This window comes from Thermasporomyces composti (genome assembly GCF_003386795.1).
GTDB lineage: Bacteria > Actinomycetota > Actinomycetes > Propionibacteriales > Actinopolymorphaceae > Thermasporomyces > Thermasporomyces composti.
Genome location: NZ_QTUC01000001.1, coordinates 2,347,045 through 2,367,028, shown reverse-complemented (window position 1 = coordinate 2,367,028; position 19,984 = coordinate 2,347,045). Strand labels below are relative to the sequence as shown.

18 protein-coding genes, 1 tRNA gene and 2 pseudogenes are annotated in these 19,984 nt (G+C 70.4%); 7 read left to right on the top strand and 14 right to left on the bottom strand.

Features of this window, described 5'->3' with window-relative positions; translation table 11 throughout:
- Window positions 1–24: 24 nt before the first annotated feature.
- The 3 genes and pseudogenes from DFJ64_RS10210 to DFJ64_RS20215 all read right to left on the bottom strand — a co-directional run.
- Window positions 25–789, bottom strand: coding sequence for an ABC transporter permease (locus DFJ64_RS10210; protein WP_115850254.1), 765 nt, complete (start codon window positions 787–789; stop codon window positions 25–27).
- Window positions 786–1,433: an ABC transporter permease gene (locus tag DFJ64_RS10205; protein WP_342768117.1), complete on the bottom strand. Its 648-nt coding sequence runs from the start codon at window positions 1,431–1,433 to the stop codon at window positions 786–788. The genes DFJ64_RS10210 and DFJ64_RS10205 overlap by 4 nt, the downstream gene beginning before the upstream one ends.
- A 467-nt stretch (window positions 1,434–1,900) precedes the next feature.
- Window positions 1,901–2,623 (bottom strand): annotated as a pseudogene (locus DFJ64_RS20215) (ABC transporter ATP-binding protein); the annotation flags it as partial.
- Between the two features lie 278 nt (window positions 2,624–2,901).
- Here DFJ64_RS20215 and DFJ64_RS10195 point away from each other — a divergent pair.
- Window positions 2,902–5,148 (top strand): (Fe-S)-binding protein, encoded by a 2,247-nt coding sequence (locus DFJ64_RS10195; RefSeq protein ID WP_115850252.1) that lies wholly within the window; start codon window positions 2,902–2,904, stop codon window positions 5,146–5,148.
- Between the two features lie 66 nt (window positions 5,149–5,214).
- Here DFJ64_RS10195 and DFJ64_RS10190 read toward each other — a convergent pair whose 3' ends face one another.
- The 3 genes from DFJ64_RS10190 to DFJ64_RS10180 all read right to left on the bottom strand — a co-directional run bounded on the left by DFJ64_RS10190 (window position 5,215) and on the right by DFJ64_RS10180 (window position 6,824).
- Window positions 5,215–5,679: a hypothetical protein gene (locus tag DFJ64_RS10190; RefSeq protein ID WP_115850251.1), complete on the bottom strand. Its 465-nt coding sequence runs from the start codon at window positions 5,677–5,679 to the stop codon at window positions 5,215–5,217.
- 120 nt (window positions 5,680–5,799) lie between these two features.
- Window positions 5,800–6,282 carry a YxiG-like protein gene (locus tag DFJ64_RS10185; protein ID WP_115850250.1) on the bottom strand — a complete coding sequence of 161 codons (483 nt, stop codon included), beginning with the start codon at window positions 6,280–6,282 and terminating at the stop codon, window positions 5,800–5,802.
- Window positions 6,283–6,753: 471 nt separating this feature from the next.
- Window positions 6,754–6,824: transfer RNA gene (locus tag DFJ64_RS10180), tRNA-Gly, on the bottom strand.
- A gap of 95 nt (window positions 6,825–6,919) precedes the next feature.
- Here DFJ64_RS10180 and dcd point away from each other — a divergent pair.
- Window positions 6,920–7,489: a dCTP deaminase gene (dcd, locus tag DFJ64_RS10175; RefSeq protein WP_115850249.1), complete on the top strand. Its 570-nt coding sequence runs from the start codon at window positions 6,920–6,922 to the stop codon at window positions 7,487–7,489.
- 46 nt (window positions 7,490–7,535) lie between these two features.
- Here the strand turns inward: dcd and DFJ64_RS10170 are convergent, their stop codons facing one another.
- A complete protein-coding gene (locus DFJ64_RS10170) occupies window positions 7,536–9,416 on the bottom strand; it encodes a heparinase II/III domain-containing protein (RefSeq protein WP_115850248.1) in 1,881 nt (626 codons plus the stop codon).
- 161 nt (window positions 9,417–9,577) lie between these two features.
- Between DFJ64_RS10170 and DFJ64_RS10165 the strand changes: the two genes are divergently transcribed.
- Entirely contained in the window at window positions 9,578–10,405 is an 828-nt protein-coding gene (locus DFJ64_RS10165) for an endonuclease/exonuclease/phosphatase family protein (protein WP_245941051.1), read from the top strand.
- A 55-nt stretch (window positions 10,406–10,460) separates the two neighbouring features.
- Here the strand turns inward: DFJ64_RS10165 and DFJ64_RS10160 are convergent, their stop codons facing one another.
- The 5 genes from DFJ64_RS10160 to DFJ64_RS10140 all read right to left on the bottom strand — a co-directional run bounded on the left by DFJ64_RS10160 (window position 10,461) and on the right by DFJ64_RS10140 (window position 14,206).
- Window positions 10,461–10,739 carry a hypothetical protein gene (locus tag DFJ64_RS10160; protein ID WP_147304670.1) on the bottom strand — a complete coding sequence of 93 codons (279 nt, stop codon included), beginning with the start codon at window positions 10,737–10,739 and terminating at the stop codon, window positions 10,461–10,463.
- Between the two features lie 123 nt (window positions 10,740–10,862).
- Window positions 10,863–11,195 carry a YnfA family protein gene (locus DFJ64_RS10155; RefSeq protein ID WP_115850246.1) on the bottom strand — a complete coding sequence of 111 codons (333 nt, stop codon included), beginning with the start codon at window positions 11,193–11,195 and terminating at the stop codon, window positions 10,863–10,865.
- A 138-nt stretch (window positions 11,196–11,333) separates the two neighbouring features.
- The gene (locus DFJ64_RS10150) at window positions 11,334–11,993 is read right to left on the bottom strand and encodes a response regulator transcription factor (protein ID WP_115850245.1); all 660 of its coding nucleotides are present in this window, start codon (window positions 11,991–11,993) and stop codon (window positions 11,334–11,336) included.
- The gene (locus DFJ64_RS10145) at window positions 11,981–13,321 is read right to left on the bottom strand and encodes a sensor histidine kinase (protein WP_115850244.1); all 1,341 of its coding nucleotides are present in this window, start codon (window positions 13,319–13,321) and stop codon (window positions 11,981–11,983) included. The genes DFJ64_RS10150 and DFJ64_RS10145 overlap by 13 nt, the downstream gene beginning before the upstream one ends.
- Window positions 13,322–13,345: 24 nt before the next feature.
- The gene (locus tag DFJ64_RS10140; protein ID WP_115850243.1) at window positions 13,346–14,206 is read right to left on the bottom strand and encodes a CPBP family intramembrane glutamic endopeptidase; all 861 of its coding nucleotides are present in this window, start codon (window positions 14,204–14,206) and stop codon (window positions 13,346–13,348) included.
- A 137-nt stretch (window positions 14,207–14,343) separates the two neighbouring features.
- On the opposite strand from DFJ64_RS10140, the gene DFJ64_RS10135 reads away from it, so the two are divergent.
- Window positions 14,344–15,039: a DUF998 domain-containing protein gene (locus DFJ64_RS10135; protein ID WP_115850242.1), complete on the top strand. Its 696-nt coding sequence runs from the start codon at window positions 14,344–14,346 to the stop codon at window positions 15,037–15,039.
- Window positions 15,040–15,161: 122 nt separating this feature from the next.
- Here the strand turns inward: DFJ64_RS10135 and DFJ64_RS10130 are convergent, their stop codons facing one another.
- Complete coding sequence (locus tag DFJ64_RS10130; RefSeq protein ID WP_211310559.1) at window positions 15,162–16,304, bottom strand: DNA glycosylase AlkZ-like family protein; 1,143 nt, start codon at window positions 16,302–16,304, stop codon at window positions 15,162–15,164.
- Between the two features lie 322 nt (window positions 16,305–16,626).
- Here DFJ64_RS10130 and DFJ64_RS10125 point away from each other — a divergent pair.
- Window positions 16,627–16,854, top strand: a pseudogene (locus DFJ64_RS10125) (YciI family protein); the annotation flags it as partial.
- 5 nt (window positions 16,855–16,859) lie between these two features.
- Here the strand turns inward: DFJ64_RS10125 and DFJ64_RS10120 are convergent.
- Window positions 16,860–17,735, bottom strand: coding sequence for a sensor histidine kinase (locus tag DFJ64_RS10120; RefSeq protein ID WP_115851968.1), 876 nt, complete (start codon window positions 17,733–17,735; stop codon window positions 16,860–16,862).
- A 130-nt stretch (window positions 17,736–17,865) separates the two neighbouring features.
- Between DFJ64_RS10120 and DFJ64_RS10115 the strand changes: the two genes are divergently transcribed.
- Both DFJ64_RS10115 and DFJ64_RS10110 read left to right on the top strand, forming a co-directional pair.
- Window positions 17,866–18,318: a hypothetical protein gene (locus DFJ64_RS10115; protein ID WP_115850241.1), complete on the top strand. Its 453-nt coding sequence runs from the start codon at window positions 17,866–17,868 to the stop codon at window positions 18,316–18,318.
- Window positions 18,315–19,847 carry a multicopper oxidase family protein gene (locus DFJ64_RS10110; protein WP_115850240.1) on the top strand — a complete coding sequence of 511 codons (1,533 nt, stop codon included), beginning with the start codon at window positions 18,315–18,317 and terminating at the stop codon, window positions 19,845–19,847. Before DFJ64_RS10115 ends, DFJ64_RS10110 begins: the two co-directional genes overlap by 4 nt.
- Window positions 19,848–19,984 lie beyond the last annotated feature (137 nt).

Sequence of the window (19,984 nt, the reverse complement as noted above, 5' to 3'; positions counted from 1 at the left end):
TCGACCACGCGTCGTGGACGACGCTCAGCGCGCCCGGACCAGGTGGTCCTCGAGCTGGTCCTGGACGTCCTCCCCTCCGACGTCGCGCGTCCGTCGTTCGCCTCGTCGCGCGGCGGCGATGAGCCCACGGGGAACGACGAGTCGCTGGAGTCCGGCGAGCAGCAGCTCGACGAGCACGGCGAGAACAGCGACGAGCAGCGCGCCCGCCAGCATCTGGGGGTAGTCACGCACCGCCAAGCCGTCGATCAACAGTCGTCCGAGCCCGCCGAGGCCGACGTAGGCCGCCACCGTGGCGGTGGAGACGATCTGGAGCATCGCGCTGCGCAGGCCGGAGAAGAGAAGCGGCAGCGCGCAGGGCATCTCGACCTTGACCAGCACCTCACGGCCCGTCATCCCCATGCCGAACGCGGCGTCGCGCGCCTCGGGGGGAACGGAACGGACACCGGCGTAGGAGCCGCTGAGGATCGGGGGCACGGCGAGGACGACGAGGACGGCGATGCTGGGCACCAGGAAGCCGAGCTCGCCGGGCAGCCGGGAGATCAGCGCCAGGACGGCGAGGATCAGGAGACCGAGGGTGGGCAGCGCGCGCAAGGCGTTGGCGAGTCCCGCGATGAGGAAGGTGCCCCGTCCCGTGTGGCCGATGAACAGCCCGAGCGGAACGGCGATGACGGCGGCCAGGAGCAGCGCGAGGACCGAGTAGCCGAGGTGCTCGGCCACCCGGTGGGGCACGCCGTCGGATCCCGCCCAGTGGGCGGGATCGGTGAGCCAGGAGAGGAGAGCGCCGATCATGAGCGGCTCCCCACTCGCTCCCACGGCGTGAGCGCGCGTGTCATGGCGAGCACCGCGCCGTCGAGGAGCAGCGCGAGCACCACACACAGGCCGATGCCGGTGACGAGCGGCGTGAAGAAGTCACGTTGGAAGCCGTCGGTGAACAGCATCCCGAGCTCGGGGACACCGATGATCGCGGCGACGCTGACCAAGCTCACGTTGGACACCGCCGCGACCCGTAGCCCGGCGCCGATGACGGGCACGGCCACCGGAAGCTCGACCTGCAGCAGCCGACGGAGCGGCTGGAAGCCCATCGCGGTCGCCGCCTGCCGCACGTCGTCGGGCACAGCGGCCAAACCGTCGGCGACTGTGCGGACCAAGAGCGCGACGGTGTAGATCGTGAGGGCGACCACGACGTTGACCGGGTCGAGGATGCGAGTGCCGAGAACCGCCGGAAGAGCGACGAAGAGCGCCAGGGACGGGATCGTGTACAGCAGGCTGGAGACGCCCACCAGTGGCGGATACAGCCACCGACGCTCGCGCGCCAGCCAGCCCAACGGGATGGAGAGGAGCAGCCCGAAGACCAGCGGCAGCACGGAGAGCATCGCGTGCCACCCGAACAGTACGACGATCTCGTCGACGTTACGGGACAGCCACTCGATCACGGCGGGTCCTCCGGAGTGGGCGCTCCAGACCGCGGCGATCGCGGCGTGATCGGAGAGAGCTGGGGGCCCGCGTGAGCCCCGTTCGCGCTGGCGCCGCCGGGTGGCGCACCGTCGATCAGCGCGAGCACCTTCGCCGCGGGGACCGTACCGACCAGCCGACCGGAGTCGTCGACGAGCACTCCTCGCCCCGTCGGTGAGGAGAGCGCGGCGTCGAGGACTCCCCGCAGCGAACCGGTGAAGGACGCGACCGTCCCCCCGCGGTTGAGGTGCTCCGGCGCCACAGACCCGACGTCGGACCACTGACGAACGTCAAGCCAGCCTTGCGGTCGGCGCTGATCGTCGACGATGAGGACCCAGCCGTCACTCGCCGCCGCCCGGGCCTCTGCCACCGAGCAGCCCAGCGTGGCCGTGGGTTCGGGGTCGACGGCGAGCCCCTCGGCCGGCATGAAGGAGAGCGCCCGGTAGCCACGGTCCTTGCCGACGAAACCGGCGACGAACTCGTCGGCGGGGTGCTCCAGGAGCTCTCTCGGTGTGGACACCTGGGCCAGCCGGCCACCGGTACGGAACACCGCCACCTTGTCGCCGAGCTTCACCGCCTCGTCGATGTCGTGCGTGACGAACAGGATCGTCTTGTCAAGCTCAGCTTGCAGACGGAGGAACTCGTCCTGGAGGCTCTCGCGCACGACCGGGTCGACAGCGCTGAACGGCTCGTCCATCAGCATGATCGGAGGATCAGCGGCGAGCGCCCGGGCGACACCGACGCGCTGCTGTTGCCCACCCGACAGCTGCGCGGGATAGCGTCGCGCCAAGTCGGGGTCGAGTCCGACACGCTCCATCAACTCCATCGCGCGCCGCCGGGCCGCTCGGCGGCTCCACCCGAGCAGGTACGGCACGGTCGCGATGTTGTCGACGACGGTCCGGTGCGGGAAGAGCCCGGCGTGCTGGATGACGTACCCGATGCCACGTCGCAGCTGAGCGGCGTCGGTGTCGGCGACGTCGCGACCGTCGATGAGAACCCGTCCAGACGTCGGTTCCACCATGCGGTTGACCATGCGCAACGACGTCGTCTTGCCGCAGCCGGACGGACCGACCAGCACCGTGATCTCGCCTGTCTCGGCCCGCATGTCGACCGCGTCGACCGCCACCGTGCCGTCGGGATAGCGCTTGGTCACGGAATCGAACTCGATCACGGTCGTCGGCCCCTTCCTCGGTCGACGGGTGCGTCGCGGTCGCCCGGCGCCCCGGTGACACCCTTGCCTGTCGCGACCGGCACACCGAACCCACAATAACCGCCCTGCACTCGGCCCAGGTGTGACGAAGAGGACAGGAACCGGTTCCGGCGACCCGCGCGGACCGTCCTCCCGCCGATGCGGGCGGTGAACACTACCCTCGGAATCCACCACCTCGTCGGGCCACGAGCGGTCACCGCCGGACCGGGTGACCTTGCGGATCCAAAGGAGCAGCCCGGATGCGTACGTTCGCGATCGTGACGACCACGGCGATCACCTTGGTGGCGGTCGCATTGGTCACCCGCACCGTCGCCGGAATGGTCGGGGTCGTGCGGCTCGGCCAGCCCGTGGTCGGTCGTACGGACCAGCCCTGGCGTCGATGGGCGACGATGCTGCGCGAGACCGTGGGTCACACCAGGTTGACACGCTGGCCGCTGGTCGGTGTGGCGCACTGGTTCGTCTTCGTCGGCTTCGGATTCCTCTTCTTCACCCTCGTCTCCGCCTACGGCCAGGTGTATGGCGGAGCCGACTGGACGCTGCCGCTCCTCGGTCACTGGTGGCCGTACGAGATCGCGGCCGAGCTCGTGGCCTCGCTGACCTTGGCCGGCATCCTCGTCCTCATCGTCATCCGGCAGCGCAACCACCCGCGTCGGCTCGGGCGGCGCAGTCGGTTCAGCGGCTCGACGATGTGGCAGGCCTACTACGTCGAGGCCACGATCGTCGTGATCGCCTGCTGCATCCTCGTCCTGCGAGGCTTGGAAGGCGCCCTCGGCGGGCCCGAGCGCGGCTCGCACCACCTGGTCACCGCCCCACTCGTCGCAGCGTTCTCCGGACTGGCTCCGACGACCCTCGCGACCGCGATCCTCGCCGTCGCCACGCTCAAGATCGCGGTCTCCATGGCGTGGCTCGTCGTCATCGCGCTGTACCCCACGATGGGCGTGGCCTGGCACCGCTTCACGGCGTTCCCGAACATCTGGTTCCGGCGCAAGGCCGACGGCGGCACCGCGTTGGGTGAGCTGCCACCGATGTACTCGCGAGGCCGGCCCATCGACTTCGAGGACCCCAGCGAGGACGACATCTTCGGCGCGGGAGCGGTCGAGGAGTTCACCTGGAAGGCGTTGCTGGACTTCACCACCTGCACCGAGTGCGGACGATGCCAGTCGCAGTGCCCGGCGTGGAACACCGGCAAGCCCTTGTCGCCCAAGGGCTTCATCCTCGACCTGCGCGACCACGCGTACGCCAAGGCGCCCTACCTGCGGGCGTCGGAGAACGAGCGGGAGGCTTTGCCCGACCAGGTGAAGGCGGAGGCGCAACGCCGGTTGGTGGGCGCGATCGACGACCCGGCGGCCGGCACGCTCGGCGCGGTGATCGACTCCGACGTCCTCTGGTCGTGCACGACGTGCGGCGCCTGTGTCGAGCAATGCCCGGTGGACATCGAGCACGTCGACCACATCGTCGAGATGCGCCGGCACCAGGTGCTCGTCGAGTCGGAGTTCCCCAGCGAGCTCAACCAGCTGTTCCGGGGATTGGAGAGCCGCGGCAACCCGTGGAACATGAACCCGGCGGCACGGCTGGAGTGGACGAAAGGGCTGTCGTTCGAGGTGCCGGTCGTCGGTGAGGGCGACGTGACCGACCTGTCCCGGGTGGAGTACCTGTTCTGGGTCGGGTGTGCCGGCGCGTTCGACGATCGCGCCAAGAAGACGACGCGCGCGGTCGCGGAGCTGCTGCACATCGCCGGGGTGTCCTTCGCCGTTCTCGGCCCCGCCGAGACCTGCACCGGTGATCCCGCACGGCGCGCCGGCAACGAGTTCGTCTACCAGATGCTGGCCCAGCAGAACGTCGAGACGCTGCGCGAGGCGGGCGCGACCAAGGTGGTCGCGACCTGCGCGCACTGCTTCAACACGATTCGCAACGAGTACCGCCAGCTCGGCTTGGAGCTCGAGGTCGTCCACCACACGCAGCTGCTCAACCGCCTGGTGCGGGAGGGGCGGTTGCGCCCCGTGCCGCCGACGGCCGACGGCGAGCGACGACCCGTCACCTACCACGACCCGTGCTATCTCGGCCGACACAACCAGGTCTACCAGCCGCCCCGGGAGCTGCTGAGCGCGCTGCCCGAGGTGGAGGTGCGAGAGATGCCGCGCAGCGGTCGGACGTCCTTCTGCTGCGGCGCCGGCGGAGCCCGCATGTGGATGGAGGAGCGCATCGGCACCCGCATCAACCTCGAGCGCACCGCCGAGGCCGTGGCGACCGGCGCCGAGCGCATCGCCACCGCCTGCCCGTTCTGCCGGGTGATGCTGAGGGACGGCGTCACCCAGCACCAGGCCGACGGCAAGGCTGGTGAGGACGTCGAAGTGGTCGACGTGGCACAGCTGCTGCTGGAGTCGGTCCGTCGAGGCGGTGACCGCTCCGCCGCGAGCGCCTCCCCTGGCGACGCCACCGCCGGCGCGGACGGCGGGAGCGGTGACGCCGCACCGGTGCGCGACTAGCACCCGCGATCGTGCCCTGGTACCACGGTTCCCAACAGGAGCTTTCCGTCCTCCGTCCCGGGAGCCTCACATCGCTGGGGCAGTGGGTGCTCCGTTGTGGGTTGCCTCGCTGGAGAAGAGCGTGTGGTCGGTGCCGTCGGCGGCGGTCGCCGTGATCTTGACCGCGCCCTCGGCTGTCCAAAGGCCGAGCTGGCTGGGCTTGCCGTTGTTCCTGTGGCCCGCGTAGATCAAGCCGCCGGCCTCGGTCCCCTCGTCGTTACAGAACAAGATGCCGCCGAACGTCCCGCGGCCCGGATGCTCCTGGTCCTCGCCGCGCGTCGGGGCGATGCTCGCGATGGTGGAGTTGCCGATGAGCATGCGCGTGGTGCCGTCCGGCTCGACGATGCGGATGCGCTGCGCTCGGAGCTCCCGCACCGGCTCGTCGGACTGGTCGACATCGAGCCCGACGGCTCGCGCTGCCTCTTCGGCGCGAGCCAAGGCGTCGGTCGCGGCGGCGTACGCCTCACGCGCCGCCGCGAGGGCGGCCTTCACGTGCTCCTTGTGTTCGGCTCCACGACGAGAACTTGACGCCGGTCCACGAATCGGACGTGCATGATCGACATGCGTCGTCCGCTCCCGGACGTGGCTGTGGTCAGCTGACCCCGCCTCTGATCACTCGTCGCCGGCAAGCACGAATGGCATGTAGCCGACGGGAGGCTCCGTCACCTCCAACTCGCTGAAGATCAGGGTGAGGTTGTGGCTGTTCATCTCGAGACGGACCTCGTGGAAGTCGATCCCAAGACGTTCGGTCCACGCCTTTGCCCGGCGCGAGTCGGCGACCAGGTGGGCCCCAGGGTAGAGCGCCTGCCACCTCACGGCCCACACGTAGCCGTCGAGGTCCGGTCCGATCTCCGGGTCCGTCAGCCGCTCGTCCAAGGACGTGCGCCAGGTCTCCGGGCTCAGAGCGGTCCTCGTCTCCGCCACGACGCAGTACTTGAAGAGGTACCGAAGGTGCGTCGGCTTGATGCCTGTCCTCGGGTCGGCCGTCACGTGGACGATGACCTCGTAGTCGCGCATGTAATCGGTGTAGGCGTGGTACACGACGGCGTGGTCGGAGATGTCGTCCAGCGCTCGGCGCAACTCGGTGATCTCCACGCCGCTCTCCTATCAGCCTGCCCGGTCACGCCTAGGTCGACGACGACCTCCTGATTCCGTCGTGCTCACCGCCGCCAAGGCCGACGCGCGCCGGTTGAGCGGCCTCCTCGCGCCGACGTCACGGCGCTCCGCGACCACCTGCCCGACGTGACGACGACGCGTTCACCGGACGGCCGGTTGCTATGGCGCGGCAACGTCTCGTTGGCTGACCGGGCGTGGCGGCCACGATCCGTCGTCCGGGTCTGCGCTTCCACGACCTCGCCACACCGGAAAGCACGCCTCCGACGGCTAGCGGGACGAGCCCGCGGACCTGATGGGCCGGATGGGGCACGAAAACCCGAACGCCACGCCGATCCGCAGTGCGCCACGAGCCGGCGGACGGGGCGATCGCGGAGGCCCTGGGCGAGACTGCGCCAAGATCACAAGGCCGGGGGCGGGATCACATCCCTGACCTCGGCCTCCGGGCAAGAGAGCGGGTGACGGGAATCGAACCCGCACTATCAGCTTGGGAAGCTGACGTTCTGCCATTGAACTACACCCGCGTACCGTCACCTCACGGTGACGACGGATCAGGATACTACTCATCCGTCGCCTGGCTGCAGCAGGTGTGAGGATGCCGGTTCGGTAGGTTGCGAGTGTGCTCCTCTCCGACCGTGACATCCGCGTCGAGATCGACAAGGGCCGGGTGGTCCTCGAACCGTTCGAGCCTGCCTTCGTGCAGCCGTCGAGCGTCGACGTCCGGATCGACCGTTACTTCCGGGTCTTCGAGAACCACCGCTACCCCCACATCGATCCCGCGCAGGAGCAGCCGGACCTGACGCGGCTCATCGAGTGCGCGGAGGGGGAGCCGTTCATCCTCCACCCCGGGGAGTTCGTCCTCGCCTCGACGTACGAGCGGGTCAGCCTCCCCGACGACATCGCCGCCCGCCTGGAGGGCAAGTCGAGCCTGGGGCGCCTGGGGCTGCTCACCCACTCGACAGCCGGGTGGATCGACCCCGGATTCTCCGGGCACATCACCCTCGAGCTGTCGAACGTCGCGACGCTGCCGATCAAGCTCTGGCCGGGCATGAAGATCGGCCAGCTCTGCTTCTTCCGGCTGTCCTCGCCGGCGGAGCACCCGTACGGCGCCGAGGTCTACGGCTCGCGCTACCAGAACCAGCGCGGGCCCACACCCTCGCGGTCGTACCGCAACTTCTACCGGTTCTGAGCCCCAGCGCTCGGGCCTTTCGCCGGCGTCCCCAGCGCACGACCGCTCAGTCCGACGTGACCGGGTACATGACCAGGCGCACCGACCCGGTCGCGGCGGGTGTCCGGACCACGAGGGCGATCCGCCAGAGCGCCTCACCCCAGACCGGGTTCAGCTTGCTGTCCTGGAAGGCGATGCGCTCGACGCCGACGTCGAGGAGCTCCGCGTCGTAGTCGACGCGGAGCGCGCGCCGCTGCCCGGGGACCACGATCGTCCCCCGCACGGTTGTGTCCGGGGTGCCCGACGCCATCAGGTGCAGGCGCAGGTCCCGGGGGTGGTGGTCGAGCTCCCAGGAGTCGACCAACGTGACCCGCCCCTCCCCCGCGCGGTCGAGGGTCAGCGTCCGGAGCCACCGCCGGCAGCCCGCCTCCGCGGGGTACGCGCCGGCGAGGTCCACGCTGGCGTGGACCCGGCCCGAGTCCAACTCGACCGTGACGTCACGGGCCGCGTACGCCGCGCCCGGTGCCTGCTCGTACCCGTCGATCAACGGCACGTTGTGGTACGCGCTGCGGAGCGCCCAGATCTCGTAGCGCCGGTCCGAGAAGGTCTGGGCGGTGTACTCACCGACGCCGGCGTCCACGAGCACCGGATGCCCGTCGAGCGCCACCAGCACCGTTCCGACGTCGTTGTGGTTGTGGTCCTCGGCGTTGTGGCCGCCCTTCACCGAGATGAGCAGGCCGTCCGCACGTCCCGGGTGCTGCCGCGCGACGAGCAGCTGCGCGTCCGGCCACCACGCCTGCGCGACGAGAGGCGCGGAGCGGGGTGGTTCCCTCCGCCACTCGGTGTCGGCGAGCGCCAGCAGCGCCCGACCCAGGGGGGTGCCGGGCGAGACCGCCGGCCCGTCGTCGCCGCGCATGGCGCGGGCGTGGGCCTTCATCTCCTCGTCGCCCACCCGGACGCCGAACCGGTAGAGGACGTGGGCGCACGCGTTCTTGTCGACCTGCGCTGGCCCGTCGGCCACGTTGACGTACCAGCGGTCGGCGATGTGGACCCGATGCGGGTAGCGGCCGATCTCGCGCACGAGTGGGAGCCCGAAGCAGTCCAGCACCCCACCGCTGGCCGACCGGAGGAACTCCAGACACTCCGACAGCGACGCGCCCGCCCGCCACCAGTACGAGTGTCCCTCGGTGCAGGCACCGTCCGGCTGGTAGCCGGCGAGGAACACCTCGAGCCCTTCGACGACCCGCTCGGTCGTGCGCACGATGTCGTCGCGGTCGAAGTCGAGCAGGAACGAGCAGGCGAGCACGTTGGAGTTGATCCACGGGTTCCAGTTGTTGACGTGCCGCCGGGTCCGACCGAACCACGTCCAGGTATCGATCGTGCGCTGCGGGATGAGGACGCGCCGGCGCACCTCGTCGAGCAGGCGTCGGACGGCGAACTCCGAGCGGTCCCGGACTCGGTCACCGAGGACGGCGTACGTCCAGGCCAGCAGGGCGCCGGTCTCCGCCGCGAACAGGTCCAGCGTCGGGTTCGCCGGGTTCGGCAGGTCGCCGCCTCGCGCACCGTGCGACTCGTCGTGGGCCGGGATGCACCACGAGGTCTCCTCGCACAGCAGCCACACCCCGTCGAGGACCTCCTCGTGCCAGCGATCCTCGTCGGTGAGACAGGCCGCCAGGACGGCGGCGGCCAACCGGGTACGACGAGCGAAGTAGCCTCTCTCGAACCTGGTGCGGTTGCCGGTTCGCCGAAAGTCCAGCCAGAGCGTGGCAGGCTGGACCGGCCACGGCGCTCGGGTGACCTCCTCGGCGTGGGCGAGCAGGGCGGACCTCGTCGGCTCCTCGACGCTCGTCCAGAAGGCCCGATCGTTGACGTCCGGGACAGGTCGCCACGCGCCGGGCTGTGGCAGGTGGTTCGACAGCGCCTCGGTGGTGAGGATCTCTCGCAACATGTTCGCCTCCGGCCTCGCCCACCACTGAAGCGGTTTCGCGGAGCAATGGGGGCTCGCGTACCGGTCTCGGCCACGTGGGACGTGGTCGGTTGACGCTTCCCACGCCGGATGCGAGAGGCTTGACCGTCGTGGCGATACGTCCAACGTCTGATGCCTCGACCGTGGAGTGTGACCAGGCCGACAGCCCGCTCATCGGGCCGGTGGCGCCGCCGGCGCTCCACGTGATGTCGTTCAACCTCCGTGTGGGCAATGAGGGCCTGCCCGACCCTTGGCCCGAGCGGCGTCCGGTCTCCGCCGCGCTCCTGCGAGCGGAGCAGCCGGCGGTCATCGGTACCCAGGAAGGGCTCTACCCGCAGGTCCGCGAGGTGGCCGCCGCCCTGCCGGCGCGGTACGAGTGGGTCGGCACCGGCCGCGAGGGCGGGTCCCGCGGCGAGTTCATGGCCGTCTTCTTCGACGCCGAACGGCTCCAGCCGCGCGAGTTCGACCACTTCTGGCTCTCCGACACCCCATCCGTCGTGGGCTCGACGACGTGGGGCAACCGGGTGGTCCGCATGGCGACGTGGGTGCGCTTCACCGACCTGGCGACGGGTCGGGAGCTCGTCGTCTTGAACACCCACCTCGACCATGCCGTCGACCGGGCCCAGCGCCTGGGCGCGGAGCTGCTCGCCCGGCGCCTCGCCGACTTCGACGCGGATCTTCCCGTGATCGTGACCGGCGACTTCAACGTCCCGGCGCAAGCATCGGTCCCGTACGACACGCTCGTCGGAGCTGCCGGCCTGGTCGACACGTGGACCGCCGCGGAGAAGCAGCTGACCCCGGCGTACGCGACGTTCCACGGCTACCGACCACCTCAGGTGGACGGCGACCGCATCGACTGGATCTTGGTGCGCCCCGGGATCCACGTCCGGGCGGCCGCGATCAACACCTTCACCCTCGACGGGCGCTGGGCGTCCGACCACTGGCCGGTGCACGCCGTGGTCGAGCTCTGACGCCCGGTCGCGCACCCGGGTTCGTGACCTCCCTCACCGGCCAGCGCGGAAGGCGTCAGGGCCATCGCGATCGGGCCTGCGGTCCCCGCGCGACGGTGGCACGGCTCGGCGGGGGCGCGACGCGGTCGGCGAGTGCGTACAGGAGCCGCGCGCATTCTCTCCGGAGCGACCGCACCGCCTCGACGGGCCACGGACGGCGCGCCAGCCCGGCCGGCTGAAACCGTGTCCGCTCGGCGGTGAGGGTCCGCTCGGCGGTGAGGCAGCTCGGGGCGTCCGCGCGATGCCGCTTGACCAGTCGTGACGTCACGTACTCCTGCAGTCGAAAGTCGCTCATGAACCCTCCGGCTCGGTCAAGGTCCGCGGCTGCCGTCACCGGAGACGACGGATCGAGTCGGTGGAGTGTTGGCCTGGGTGCGCGTTCCGCGTCGGCGCGCACGGACAGCCGCGAGGGCCGCGGTCAGCCGCGAGGGGCGTACATGATGACGGCCACACCGAGCAGACACAGCCCGGCGCCGATCAGGTCCCAGCGATCCGGACGGAACTTGTCGACGACCACGCCCCACGCCAAGGAGCCCGCGACGAAGACGCCGCCGTACGCGGCGAGGATCCGGCCGAAGTGGGGATCGGGCTGGAACGTGGCCACGAAGCCGTACGCGCCCAAGGCGAGGACGCCGGCCGCGATCCACAGCACTCCTCGGTGCTCCCGCCAGCCTTGCCACACCAACCACGCTCCCCCGATCTCGGCCAAGGCCGCGAGCGCGAACAAGAGCACCGAACGCAGCACGGTCACGGACCGAACCTACCGATGAGCGAAGCCGACACCACCCGGAAGCACACCCCACCTGCCCGTGACGGGTGGGGTGAGGGCATCCAAGCGACACCCGGCACCGAGGGATCGAGAGAGTCCCCTCCTGCTTGTTCGCGCGGCCTACTTGTTCGCGCGCAGGTAGGTGAGGACGGCGAGGACCCGGCGGTTGGTGTCGTCGGTAGGCGGCAGGCCGAGCTTGGTGAAGATGTTTCCGATGTGCTTGCCGACGGCGGCCTCCGTCACGAACAACCGCCTGGCGATCGCGGCGTTCGAGTGGCCCTCGGCGACGAGTGCGAGGACCTCCCGCTCCCGGTTGGACAGCGCTGCGAGCGGATCGCTGGGACGCTGGAGCAGTTGCCGCACGACCTCCGGGTCGAGCATGGTGCCACCCCCGGCCACGACGCGCAGCGTGGCGACGAACTCCTCGATGTCGACGACCCGGTCCTTGAGCAGGTAACCGATGCCCCGGCCGTTGCCCGAGCGCAGCAGCGCGGCCGCCCACTCCTGGCGGACGTACTGGCTGAGCACGACGACGGGCAGACCGGGACGCTGCTCGCGGAGCGCGATGGCGGCCCGCAGGCCGTCGTCGGCGTGGTGCGGCGGCATGCGGATGTCGGTGACGACGAGGTCCGGCTGGTCTGCGGTGACCGCGCCGACCAGCTCCGGCGCGCTGCCGACCGCGGCGACGACCTCGAAGCCGAACCGCGGCAGCACGCCGACGAGTCCTTCCCGCAGCAGCACACCGTCCTCGGCGAGCACGACGCGGGTCACGACGGACACGGCACCTCCGCCCGCACCACGGTGGGACCACCGGCGGGGCTGGACAGCAGCAACCGCCCACCCGCGGCGGCGACCCGGTCCGCGAGCCCGGTCAGGCCGGTGCCCCGCGCCGGGTCAGCCCCGCCCGAGCCGTTGTCGCGGACCTGCACGACGAGGAGGTTACTCGTACGGGCGAGACTGACCTCGGCGCTCGCGGCCCGGCTGTGCTTGACGACGTTGGTCAGCGCCTCGGAGACGACCAGGTACGCGGTGCTCTCGACCCGCTCGGGCATCCGCCCGAGCTCGGGCGGGTCCGCGGTGACCGTCACCGGAAGGGGCAGCTGCGCGGCCAGTTCCCGCACGGCGCCGAGCAGCCCCAGGTCAGTGAGGGCCCGCGGGTGAATTCCGCGGACGATGTCGCGCAGGACGACCATGAGCTCCTTCGCCTGCTCGTGGGCGCGTTCGACCGCGGCCGCGGCCGGGGAGTCCGCTGGCACGTCCAGCTTCGCCATGCCCAGCTGCAAAGCAAGGCTGGTCAGCCGGTGCTGAGCGTGGTCGTGCAGGTCCCGCTCGATGCGCCGCCGCTCCGCCTCGTACGCGTCGACCAGCCTGGCGCGGGACCGCGCCACCTCCCGCACCGCCGGTGAGTCGAGGCCGCTGTCGAGCAGCGCCCGCGCCACCGCCGCCTGCCCCACCACGACCACACCGAGCAGGTACGGCCACAGCGGCAGCATGGCCACGCCGAGGATCGCGTACGGCAGGGCCTGCCGCGCGCTGTCGATCTCGGCGATCCCGATCGCGACCGGCCCGACCTCGGAACCGGCAAGCCACGGGCCGGCCAGGAGCGTCACGTTCAAGGCCATCAGCAGCCCCAGCGCCGCGTACACCACGGGCACCGCGGTGGCGAGGAACACCGCGTACGCCACCTCCCGCCACGTGGCGCCTTCGGTGAGTCGTGTCCGCAGCCACTGGACCACATCGTTGGCGACGAACCGGTGCCCGGAGACGACCGGCCGGTGGTCGACGATGCCGAGCCGACGGCGTTCCAGCGCCGCCAGCCCTATCGACAGCGGCACGCCGACCGTTGCGGCGACCGCGAGCCCGGCGGGTAGGAGCAAGATGAGGAGCCCGGGCACCGGGCGGTCGGTGACGATTCGCTGGGCGACGGCGTACCAGGGCAACACCACCGTCACCAGGCCGAAGCCGAGCACGGCGGCGAGCGGGACGGTGCTGACGAGGTACGCCAGTGACCGCCACGGCCACGACGAGATCAGGTAGCCGCGCCGCCCCAGAGCCGCCAGCAGGTGCCGAGGGTGTTCAGGTGCCGTCGTGCGTTGCTCCGTGGTCATGTCCTGCCCCCGTTCCGCTGCTCGTCACCGGATCGACGACACGACGTCACGCGTCGGTGCCATGGTCGAGGTGTGGTGGGCGTGCGCCGACTCCGCCGACGCGCGGCGCCCCAGGAGCCGACCGCGGACCATGAACAGGGCGGCGATCCCGAGCGGCACTGACAGAACGAACATGACCGACACGGTGTCGAGGTCGCCGTGCTCGACCAGGAGCACTTCGGTGATCAGCCCGATCACCATGTTGTTCCCCGCGTGGGCCAGCGACGGGACCCAGACTGTCTTGCTCGCGAGGTACAGCCAGCTCAACGGGATCTGCTGCAGGACGAAGAACACGGTCCAGACGGGCAGCGCCACCAGGTTGTTGGAGAACTCGATGTAGCCCAGGAACGCCAGCGGGACGTGCCAGACGCCCCAAATCAACCCGGTGACGAGGACAGCGGCCAGCGGCCTGCCGGGAAGGAGGCGTGCCCGCAGGTAGCCGGTCCAGCCGAACTCCTCGCCCCAGTACACCGGGACCAGGACGATCGTGAGGATCGGCAGGATGACAACAAGGCCACCCAGGGGTGAAAGGTCCGGCCGCCAGCGCCCGAGCCCGGCGGCGATCGCGAGCCCGGCCGCGGTGACGGCGAGAGGGCCGAGCCACGCCACCAGGTACCACCGCCACGCCGCCCGGAACTTCGGGGCGAACGCCGCGTCGCCGAAGCCTTCCCGGGTGATCCACTGGCGGACGACCACCGCGGCGACGGCGGGGGCGAACGCGCCGGGGAGCTGGGCCAACGGATTGACCAGCGACCAGCCGAAGACGAGCCGTTCGACGAACCACGATGACCAGCTGATTCCGAGGGTGAGGAGGAGAAAGGCGATCACGCCGCGTCGATTCGACATGCGGCACACCCAACCGGGCGCGGGGCATACCCGTCACTACGACCACCCACCGAACCCGGGGTAGGGCTAGCCCTACCCCGAAGAGGCCGCCTAGACGTCGTGCGTGGCGTGCGGTGCGGGTGGTCTGATCCCCCCGCATGACGCTGTCCACGACACTCTCACGTCCGACGACACTGCCACGTCCGGCCAGGATCGGTGCGCTGTGCCTGACCGCGGCCGCACCGCTGTTCCTCCTCGCGAACGTGGTCACCGCGCTCGGCTGGCGTAACCCGCCGTTCAGCTGGGCCACGCACAACATCAGCGACCTCGGCAACGTCCACTGTGGTGTCTGGGACACCACCCGGCCGCGGTACGTCTGCTCGCCCTGGCATCCGTTGATGAACGCCTCGTTCGTGCTCACCGCGCTGCTGCTCATCGTGGGGTTCGTGCTCGCCTGGCGGCTGCTTTGTCACGGCGCGGCCCCGCGGGTGGCCGCGTGGCTGTTCCTGCTCGCCGCGGTCGGCTATGCCCTCGCGGGCGCGTATCCCGCCGACGTCAACGAGAACCTGCACTTCCTCGCCGCGCTGCTGATCCTGGTGCTGGGCAACATCGGACTGCCGCTGGCGGCGTTCGCGCCCGCCGGGACCGTGCTCGGGGAGATCCGGCCGCTGACGCTGGTCGCGGCCGTCGTCGCGCTCGCCGGCTCGGTGCTGTTCCTCACCCAGCAGCCCCTGGGTATCGGGGTGGGTGCGATGGAGCGCGTCGCCGCCTTCCCGTTCCTGATCTGGGCGAGTTGCGTCGGCGTCTTCCTGCTCGTCAGGTCCCGCACCCCGAGGCGGGTGCCCGTCTCGTGATCCCTCTCCGCGACGAAGTGGTCCGGCGTGCGGTCGCGACGGCATCAGGCGCGAGGACGACGAGAACCGACGTGGCGGCGGGCGGCGGGGCGGTCCGCCCGCCACAGCAGGTGGACACCGCCCTACCGGACCGGCGTCGGGGTGGCGGCGCTCGCCGCGCGCGGCACCGGCCGCCGACTCACCGTCCGCCCGCCGCGCGGCGTGAGGAAGGTCTCCAGCCTGGCGATCTCGGCGCCAAGCGCCACCGCGAACCTGCGGGCCTTCGGCGGCCCGTCGACATACCCGGTCTCCACGGTCAGCCGGCCCTCCGGGTCCCGCGCGCAGTTGGCCCAGCCGATGACCCGGTCCCGCCACAGCAGCGGTAGCGCGTAGTAGCCGAGCCGCCGCTTCGCGGGCGGCGTGTACGCCTCGAACCGGTACGCCCAACCCCACAGGTGTTCGAACCGGCGGCGGTCCCACACCACCGGGTCGAACGGCGCCAGCAGCCGGACCCGCTCTTCCGGCTCCCCCTCCGCCGGCGCGAGGTCGACCGGCCACAGGTAGCGGACCCCGTCCACCTCGGTCGCCGCGAGCGCGCCGGTGGCGAGCAGCCCGCGCACCACCGCGCCGCGCCCGCCGGCCGCGCGGGACAGGCGGCGCGGCAGCGCCGCGCGCAGGCTCGCCTCCGGCACCGGGGCGAGGACGCGGGCGATGAGCAGCGCCACCTCGCGGGCCCGCTCCGACACGTCCAGCGGGTCGTCGAGCGGCGGCGCCGGCTCGTAGAGGCGCACTCCGTTCTCCCGGCGCGCCACCCGCACGAGCCCGTAGTAGTGCAGCTCCTCCAGTACGCGAGTGGTCGCCGCGGACTGTCCGCCCCAGCCGTTGACCACGCGGGTCCGCCCGAACGCCTCCCACAGGCTGCGCGGATGGGTGACTCCGTGCTCGCGGACGAACGCCAGCACCTCCGCGGCGAGCCCGCGAGGCTGGTATGGCCCGTCGCCGTCGTCGGTCGGGCGCGGGTGCAGGAAGCGACGCAGCGGGCGGGTGACGAACCCGTACGCGTAGACGTAGTCCTCCTCCAGCGGCAACGTCGGGTACGCCCGGTCGAGGTCACCGGCCCGGTAGCCGGACACCCGCTGGCGGAGGATCAGATCCTGCGCCGGTGCGGGGGCGCGGATCGGGTCGGCCTGGACGAAGCCGACGCGGTCCATCGTCTCGGCGAGGCTCGCGTTCCGCACCAACGACCAACCCACGGCCTGTCGGCGCAGCCAAGACAGAGAAGCCATGTCGGGCAGCGTAGAGCGCAGCTCCGACGGTGCCGGACTCCGCACCCGCGCCGCTGGTCACCGCGAGGACCTCGACGACGACCGGAGCTTCTCGCCCGTGGGATACGGACGGTCGTCCGCTCGCGGCACCGTCCGCAACCAAGCGGATCCGCCCCGAGAGCGTCCGAGATCGTGATCGCGACGGTCCCGGGAGCACGGTACGGCTGCGTTCACGTCGCGGAACTTTCTCGGACGAGATGTCGATCTGACCGGGCGTCGTTCGTCATCAAGGCGATGACACGGCCACCGAAGCGGTGAGCCGGGACCGAGACGGAGGCATCAGATGCGATTCATGGTTCTGATCAAGGCCACCGAGGAGACCGAGGCCGGCGTGCTGCCCAGCCAGGAGATGTTGGAGGCGATGGGCAAGTACAACGAGGAGCTCGTCAAGGCCGGCGTCCTCCTTGCCGGGGATGGGCTGCAGCCCAGCTCCAAGGGCGCCAGGGTGCGGTTCGACGGGGACAAGCGCACCGTCATCGATGGCCCGTTCGCGGAGACCAAGGAGCTGATCGCCGGCTACTGGCTGTGGGAGACGAGCTCCCTCGAGGAGGCGATCGAGTGGGCCAAGCGCGGCACCCCGGACAGTCCCACGGCACCCCGTGAGGTCTCCTCCAGCGCGGGTGTGCGCAGCACTTTCACCGTCGCCCGCAGCTCCCGCATGGTCCTGCCCGTGATCTGCCGGATCTGCTCCACAGCACGCATCGCGGCGGCATCGTCGACACCGATCGCCTCGGCCGCCACGTTGCCGTGGACAGCGATGACGGACATGGAGTGGCCGACCAGATCGTGAAGGTCCCGGGCGATCCGCATCCGCTCGGCGATGATCCGATGCTCAGCCGCACGCTGCTGCTCGGCGACGGAGAGCATGCGCAGCCGGGCCTGGTGCTGCCGCGTCTCGCGTCGGGACCGCACGCTGACGCCCAACGCGATGGCGGCGGCGACCAGCGCCACGTTGGTGAGGAACTCGTAGCTCACGACGTACGCCGCCGGTAGCCCTTCGTCGATCCGAGCGACCGCGGCCACGCCGGTGAGCACCGCTCCACCAACGAGGGCGGAGCGAGGATGACCCGCCTCCGCCGCCGAGTAGAGGGCGGCGACGGCCGGAAGCGCGATGCCGATAGGGGGAAAGTCGAAGACGTAGTACGTGAAGATCGCGACGATGGTCAGGATCAGGACGACCCGGGGGGCTCGTCGTCGCACGAGCATCAACGCCCCGAAGCCGATCGCGAAAAGGTAGGCGCCCGGGCGCGCTGCGCCCGTGTTCTCCAGATCAGCGGCGATCGCCACCGCCACGGCGAGCGCTATCCCGAGCGCGAGGCTGATCTCGACCAGGCGAGGATCGGCTCCCTCTGCCCGGTGAGCCGGGGCGGCGGGGGCGGCTGGCTGGGGCACACACCCAGCGTAGGGACTGTCCGGCGCCAGGACTGTCGCGTCCAGGCGATGAGCGATGTCGCTCCAGAGCGACACCACAGACGATCGGAGACCGATGTCGTGGTGCGCCGCGCTTCCTAGCGTCACTGGCATGGACGACAACAGCAACGTTCCGATCTCACCCGGCTCGAATGCCGGACATCGCCACGAACGCCCGGATCCACCGGAACCTCCGGTGAGTTGGCCGCTGGTCGTCGGCCTCGGGTCGTTGGCGCTCCTCTGGCCGCTCGCCGAGCTCACCCACGTCTCCGCGGCCCTGGGCGAAGCAGCGACCGCGCTGGTCCTGCTTCTCCTCGTGGCGGTCCTGTGGATCGGTGGCGTGGGCATGTTCCGGGTTCCGCGACCGGTGCTGACCCTCACGCTCGCTGGTGTGGTCTACGGGCTCTTCCTGATGGTCCTTCGCCTGGTCTTCGGCGGGCCCGGGTTCAGCCCTCCGATTTTCGTCGTGGCCAGCGTGATCGAGGTTGGCCGGTCGGCCGTCCTGGGGGCGTTCGCGGGTGTCGCGGCCTCAGGCGTGCAACGTCTGCTCGGACGGCGGGCATGAGACGTCGAACCTTCCTCGCCTCGACTCTCGTGCTCGCGACCGCGACGCTGATCGAGGGTTGCGACACGTCGGTCTCACCGGTCACGCAACCGAAACAGTTCGACCGCCGTCTTGCCATTCCGCCGCTCGCCAGGTCGTCCGTCGACAGCGACGGGACACGAGTGTTCAGGCTCGTCGCCCAGGAAGGACGCACCGAGCTCCTCCCAGGGCTCACAACCACGACCTGGGGCTTCAACGGGAGCTACCTTGGGCCGACGCTTCGGGCGAGACGCGGAGAACGAGTCGCCATCGAGGTCACCAATGGGCTGGCGGAGCCGACCACCGTGCACTGGCACGGCATGCACCTACCTGCGAGGATGGATGGCGGTCCACACCAGCCGGTCGCGCCGGGCAGCACGTGGCGGCCCACCTGGACGATCGACCAGCCCGCGGCCACCTTGTGGTACCACCCGCATCCCCATGGACAGACCGAGAAGCATGTCTACCGGGGCCTAGGAGGTCTCTTTCTCCTCGACGACCCTTCGGCGGAGGTCGAAGGGCTGCCATCGAACTACGGCGTCGACGACGTCCCCGTCATCGTGCAGGACAAGAAGTTCCACCGTGACGGTCGTCTCGATGACGAGGACGACGGCAACGAGGTGGGCCTGCTCGGCTCCACCGTCGTGGTGAACGGAACCTACGCGCCGTACCACGAGGTGACGACCGAACGGGTACGACTTCGCCTCCTCAACGCCTCGACCGCCAGGACGTATGCGTTCGGGTTCGACGACGACCGGAGCTTCCTGTTGGTGGGCACGGACGGCGGCCTGCTCGCGGCACCGTACGAAACGAAGCGGATCCGACTGTCACCAGGAGAGCGGGCCGAGATCGTGGTCACGATGGAACCGCAGAGCGTGGTGCACCTGCGTTCCTACGAGCCGGACCTCGGCTCGGTGGCGGCTCCGTTCGCCTTCGGCGGCAACGACTCGTTCGACGTCCTGGAGCTACGAGCGGCCAGGGTCCTCGCGCCATCCCCGCCGGTGCCAGGCGTCCTCGCCCGGTTGCCCGAGCCGGACGTTCCACCGGGCGGTCGGGTCACCCGACGTTTCGTCCTGCAGGACCGCCAGATCAACGGCAAGCGGATGGACATGGAGCGCATCGACGAGGTGGTTCCCGTCGGCGTCCCTGAGGTGTGGGAGGTCCGCAACGACGACCTCGTCCCGCACAACTTCCACGTTCACGACGTGCAGTTCCGGGTGCTCACCATCGACGACCAGCCGCCACCGCCGGAGCTTGCTGGACGAAAGGACACGATCTACCTCGAGCCACGTCGTGACTACCGGATCGCGTTGAAGTTCGAGGACTACGTCGACGCGGACTTCCCGCTGATGTACCACTGCCACCTGCTCCTGCACGAGGACGAAGGCCTCATGGGTCAGTTCGTGGTCGTCTCGGGAGACTCCACCACACGAGCAGTCGATCCCAACGACGTCGCGCGTCGGCGAAGGGGTGATGGTCGTGGTCATCACCACGGTGCGTCTGGTGAGTAAGACGGGAGGCCGGGTTGGACTCCGGCGGTCGCCGGGGCCCTGCCGGGCCCCTGAACCTCCGGTCAACGTCCTGCGAATGAGCCTTCACCCGCAAGGTCTCGCGCCACGAGGCGGCGAAAGCGTCCTGCCAGCGGCAT

What these genes read in the sequence shown, in the direction of transcription:
- DFJ64_RS10210 (WP_115850254.1), bottom strand. Translation starts at nt 789, where the DNA reads ATGATCGGCGCTCTCCTCTCCTGGCTCACCGATCCCGCCCACTGGGCG.
- DFJ64_RS10195 (WP_115850252.1), top strand. Translation starts at nt 2,902, where the DNA reads ATGCGTACGTTCGCGATCGTGACGACCACGGCGATCACCTTGGTGGCG.
- DFJ64_RS10170 (WP_115850248.1), bottom strand. Translation starts at nt 9,416, where the DNA reads ATGTTGCGAGAGATCCTCACCACCGAGGCGCTGTCGAACCACCTGCCA.
- DFJ64_RS10160 (WP_147304670.1), bottom strand. Translation starts at nt 10,739, where the DNA reads ATGAGCGACTTTCGACTGCAGGAGTACGTGACGTCACGACTGGTCAAG.
- DFJ64_RS10145 (WP_115850244.1), bottom strand. Translation starts at nt 13,321, where the DNA reads ATGACCACGGAGCAACGCACGACGGCACCTGAACACCCTCGGCACCTG.
- DFJ64_RS10140 (WP_115850243.1), bottom strand. Translation starts at nt 14,206, where the DNA reads ATGTCGAATCGACGCGGCGTGATCGCCTTTCTCCTCCTCACCCTCGGA.
- DFJ64_RS10135 (WP_115850242.1), top strand. Translation starts at nt 14,344, where the DNA reads ATGACGCTGTCCACGACACTCTCACGTCCGACGACACTGCCACGTCCG.
- DFJ64_RS10130 (WP_211310559.1), bottom strand. Translation starts at nt 16,304, where the DNA reads ATGGCTTCTCTGTCTTGGCTGCGCCGACAGGCCGTGGGTTGGTCGTTG.
- DFJ64_RS10115 (WP_115850241.1), top strand. Translation starts at nt 17,866, where the DNA reads ATGGACGACAACAGCAACGTTCCGATCTCACCCGGCTCGAATGCCGGA.
- DFJ64_RS10110 (WP_115850240.1), top strand. Translation starts at nt 18,315, where the DNA reads ATGAGACGTCGAACCTTCCTCGCCTCGACTCTCGTGCTCGCGACCGCG.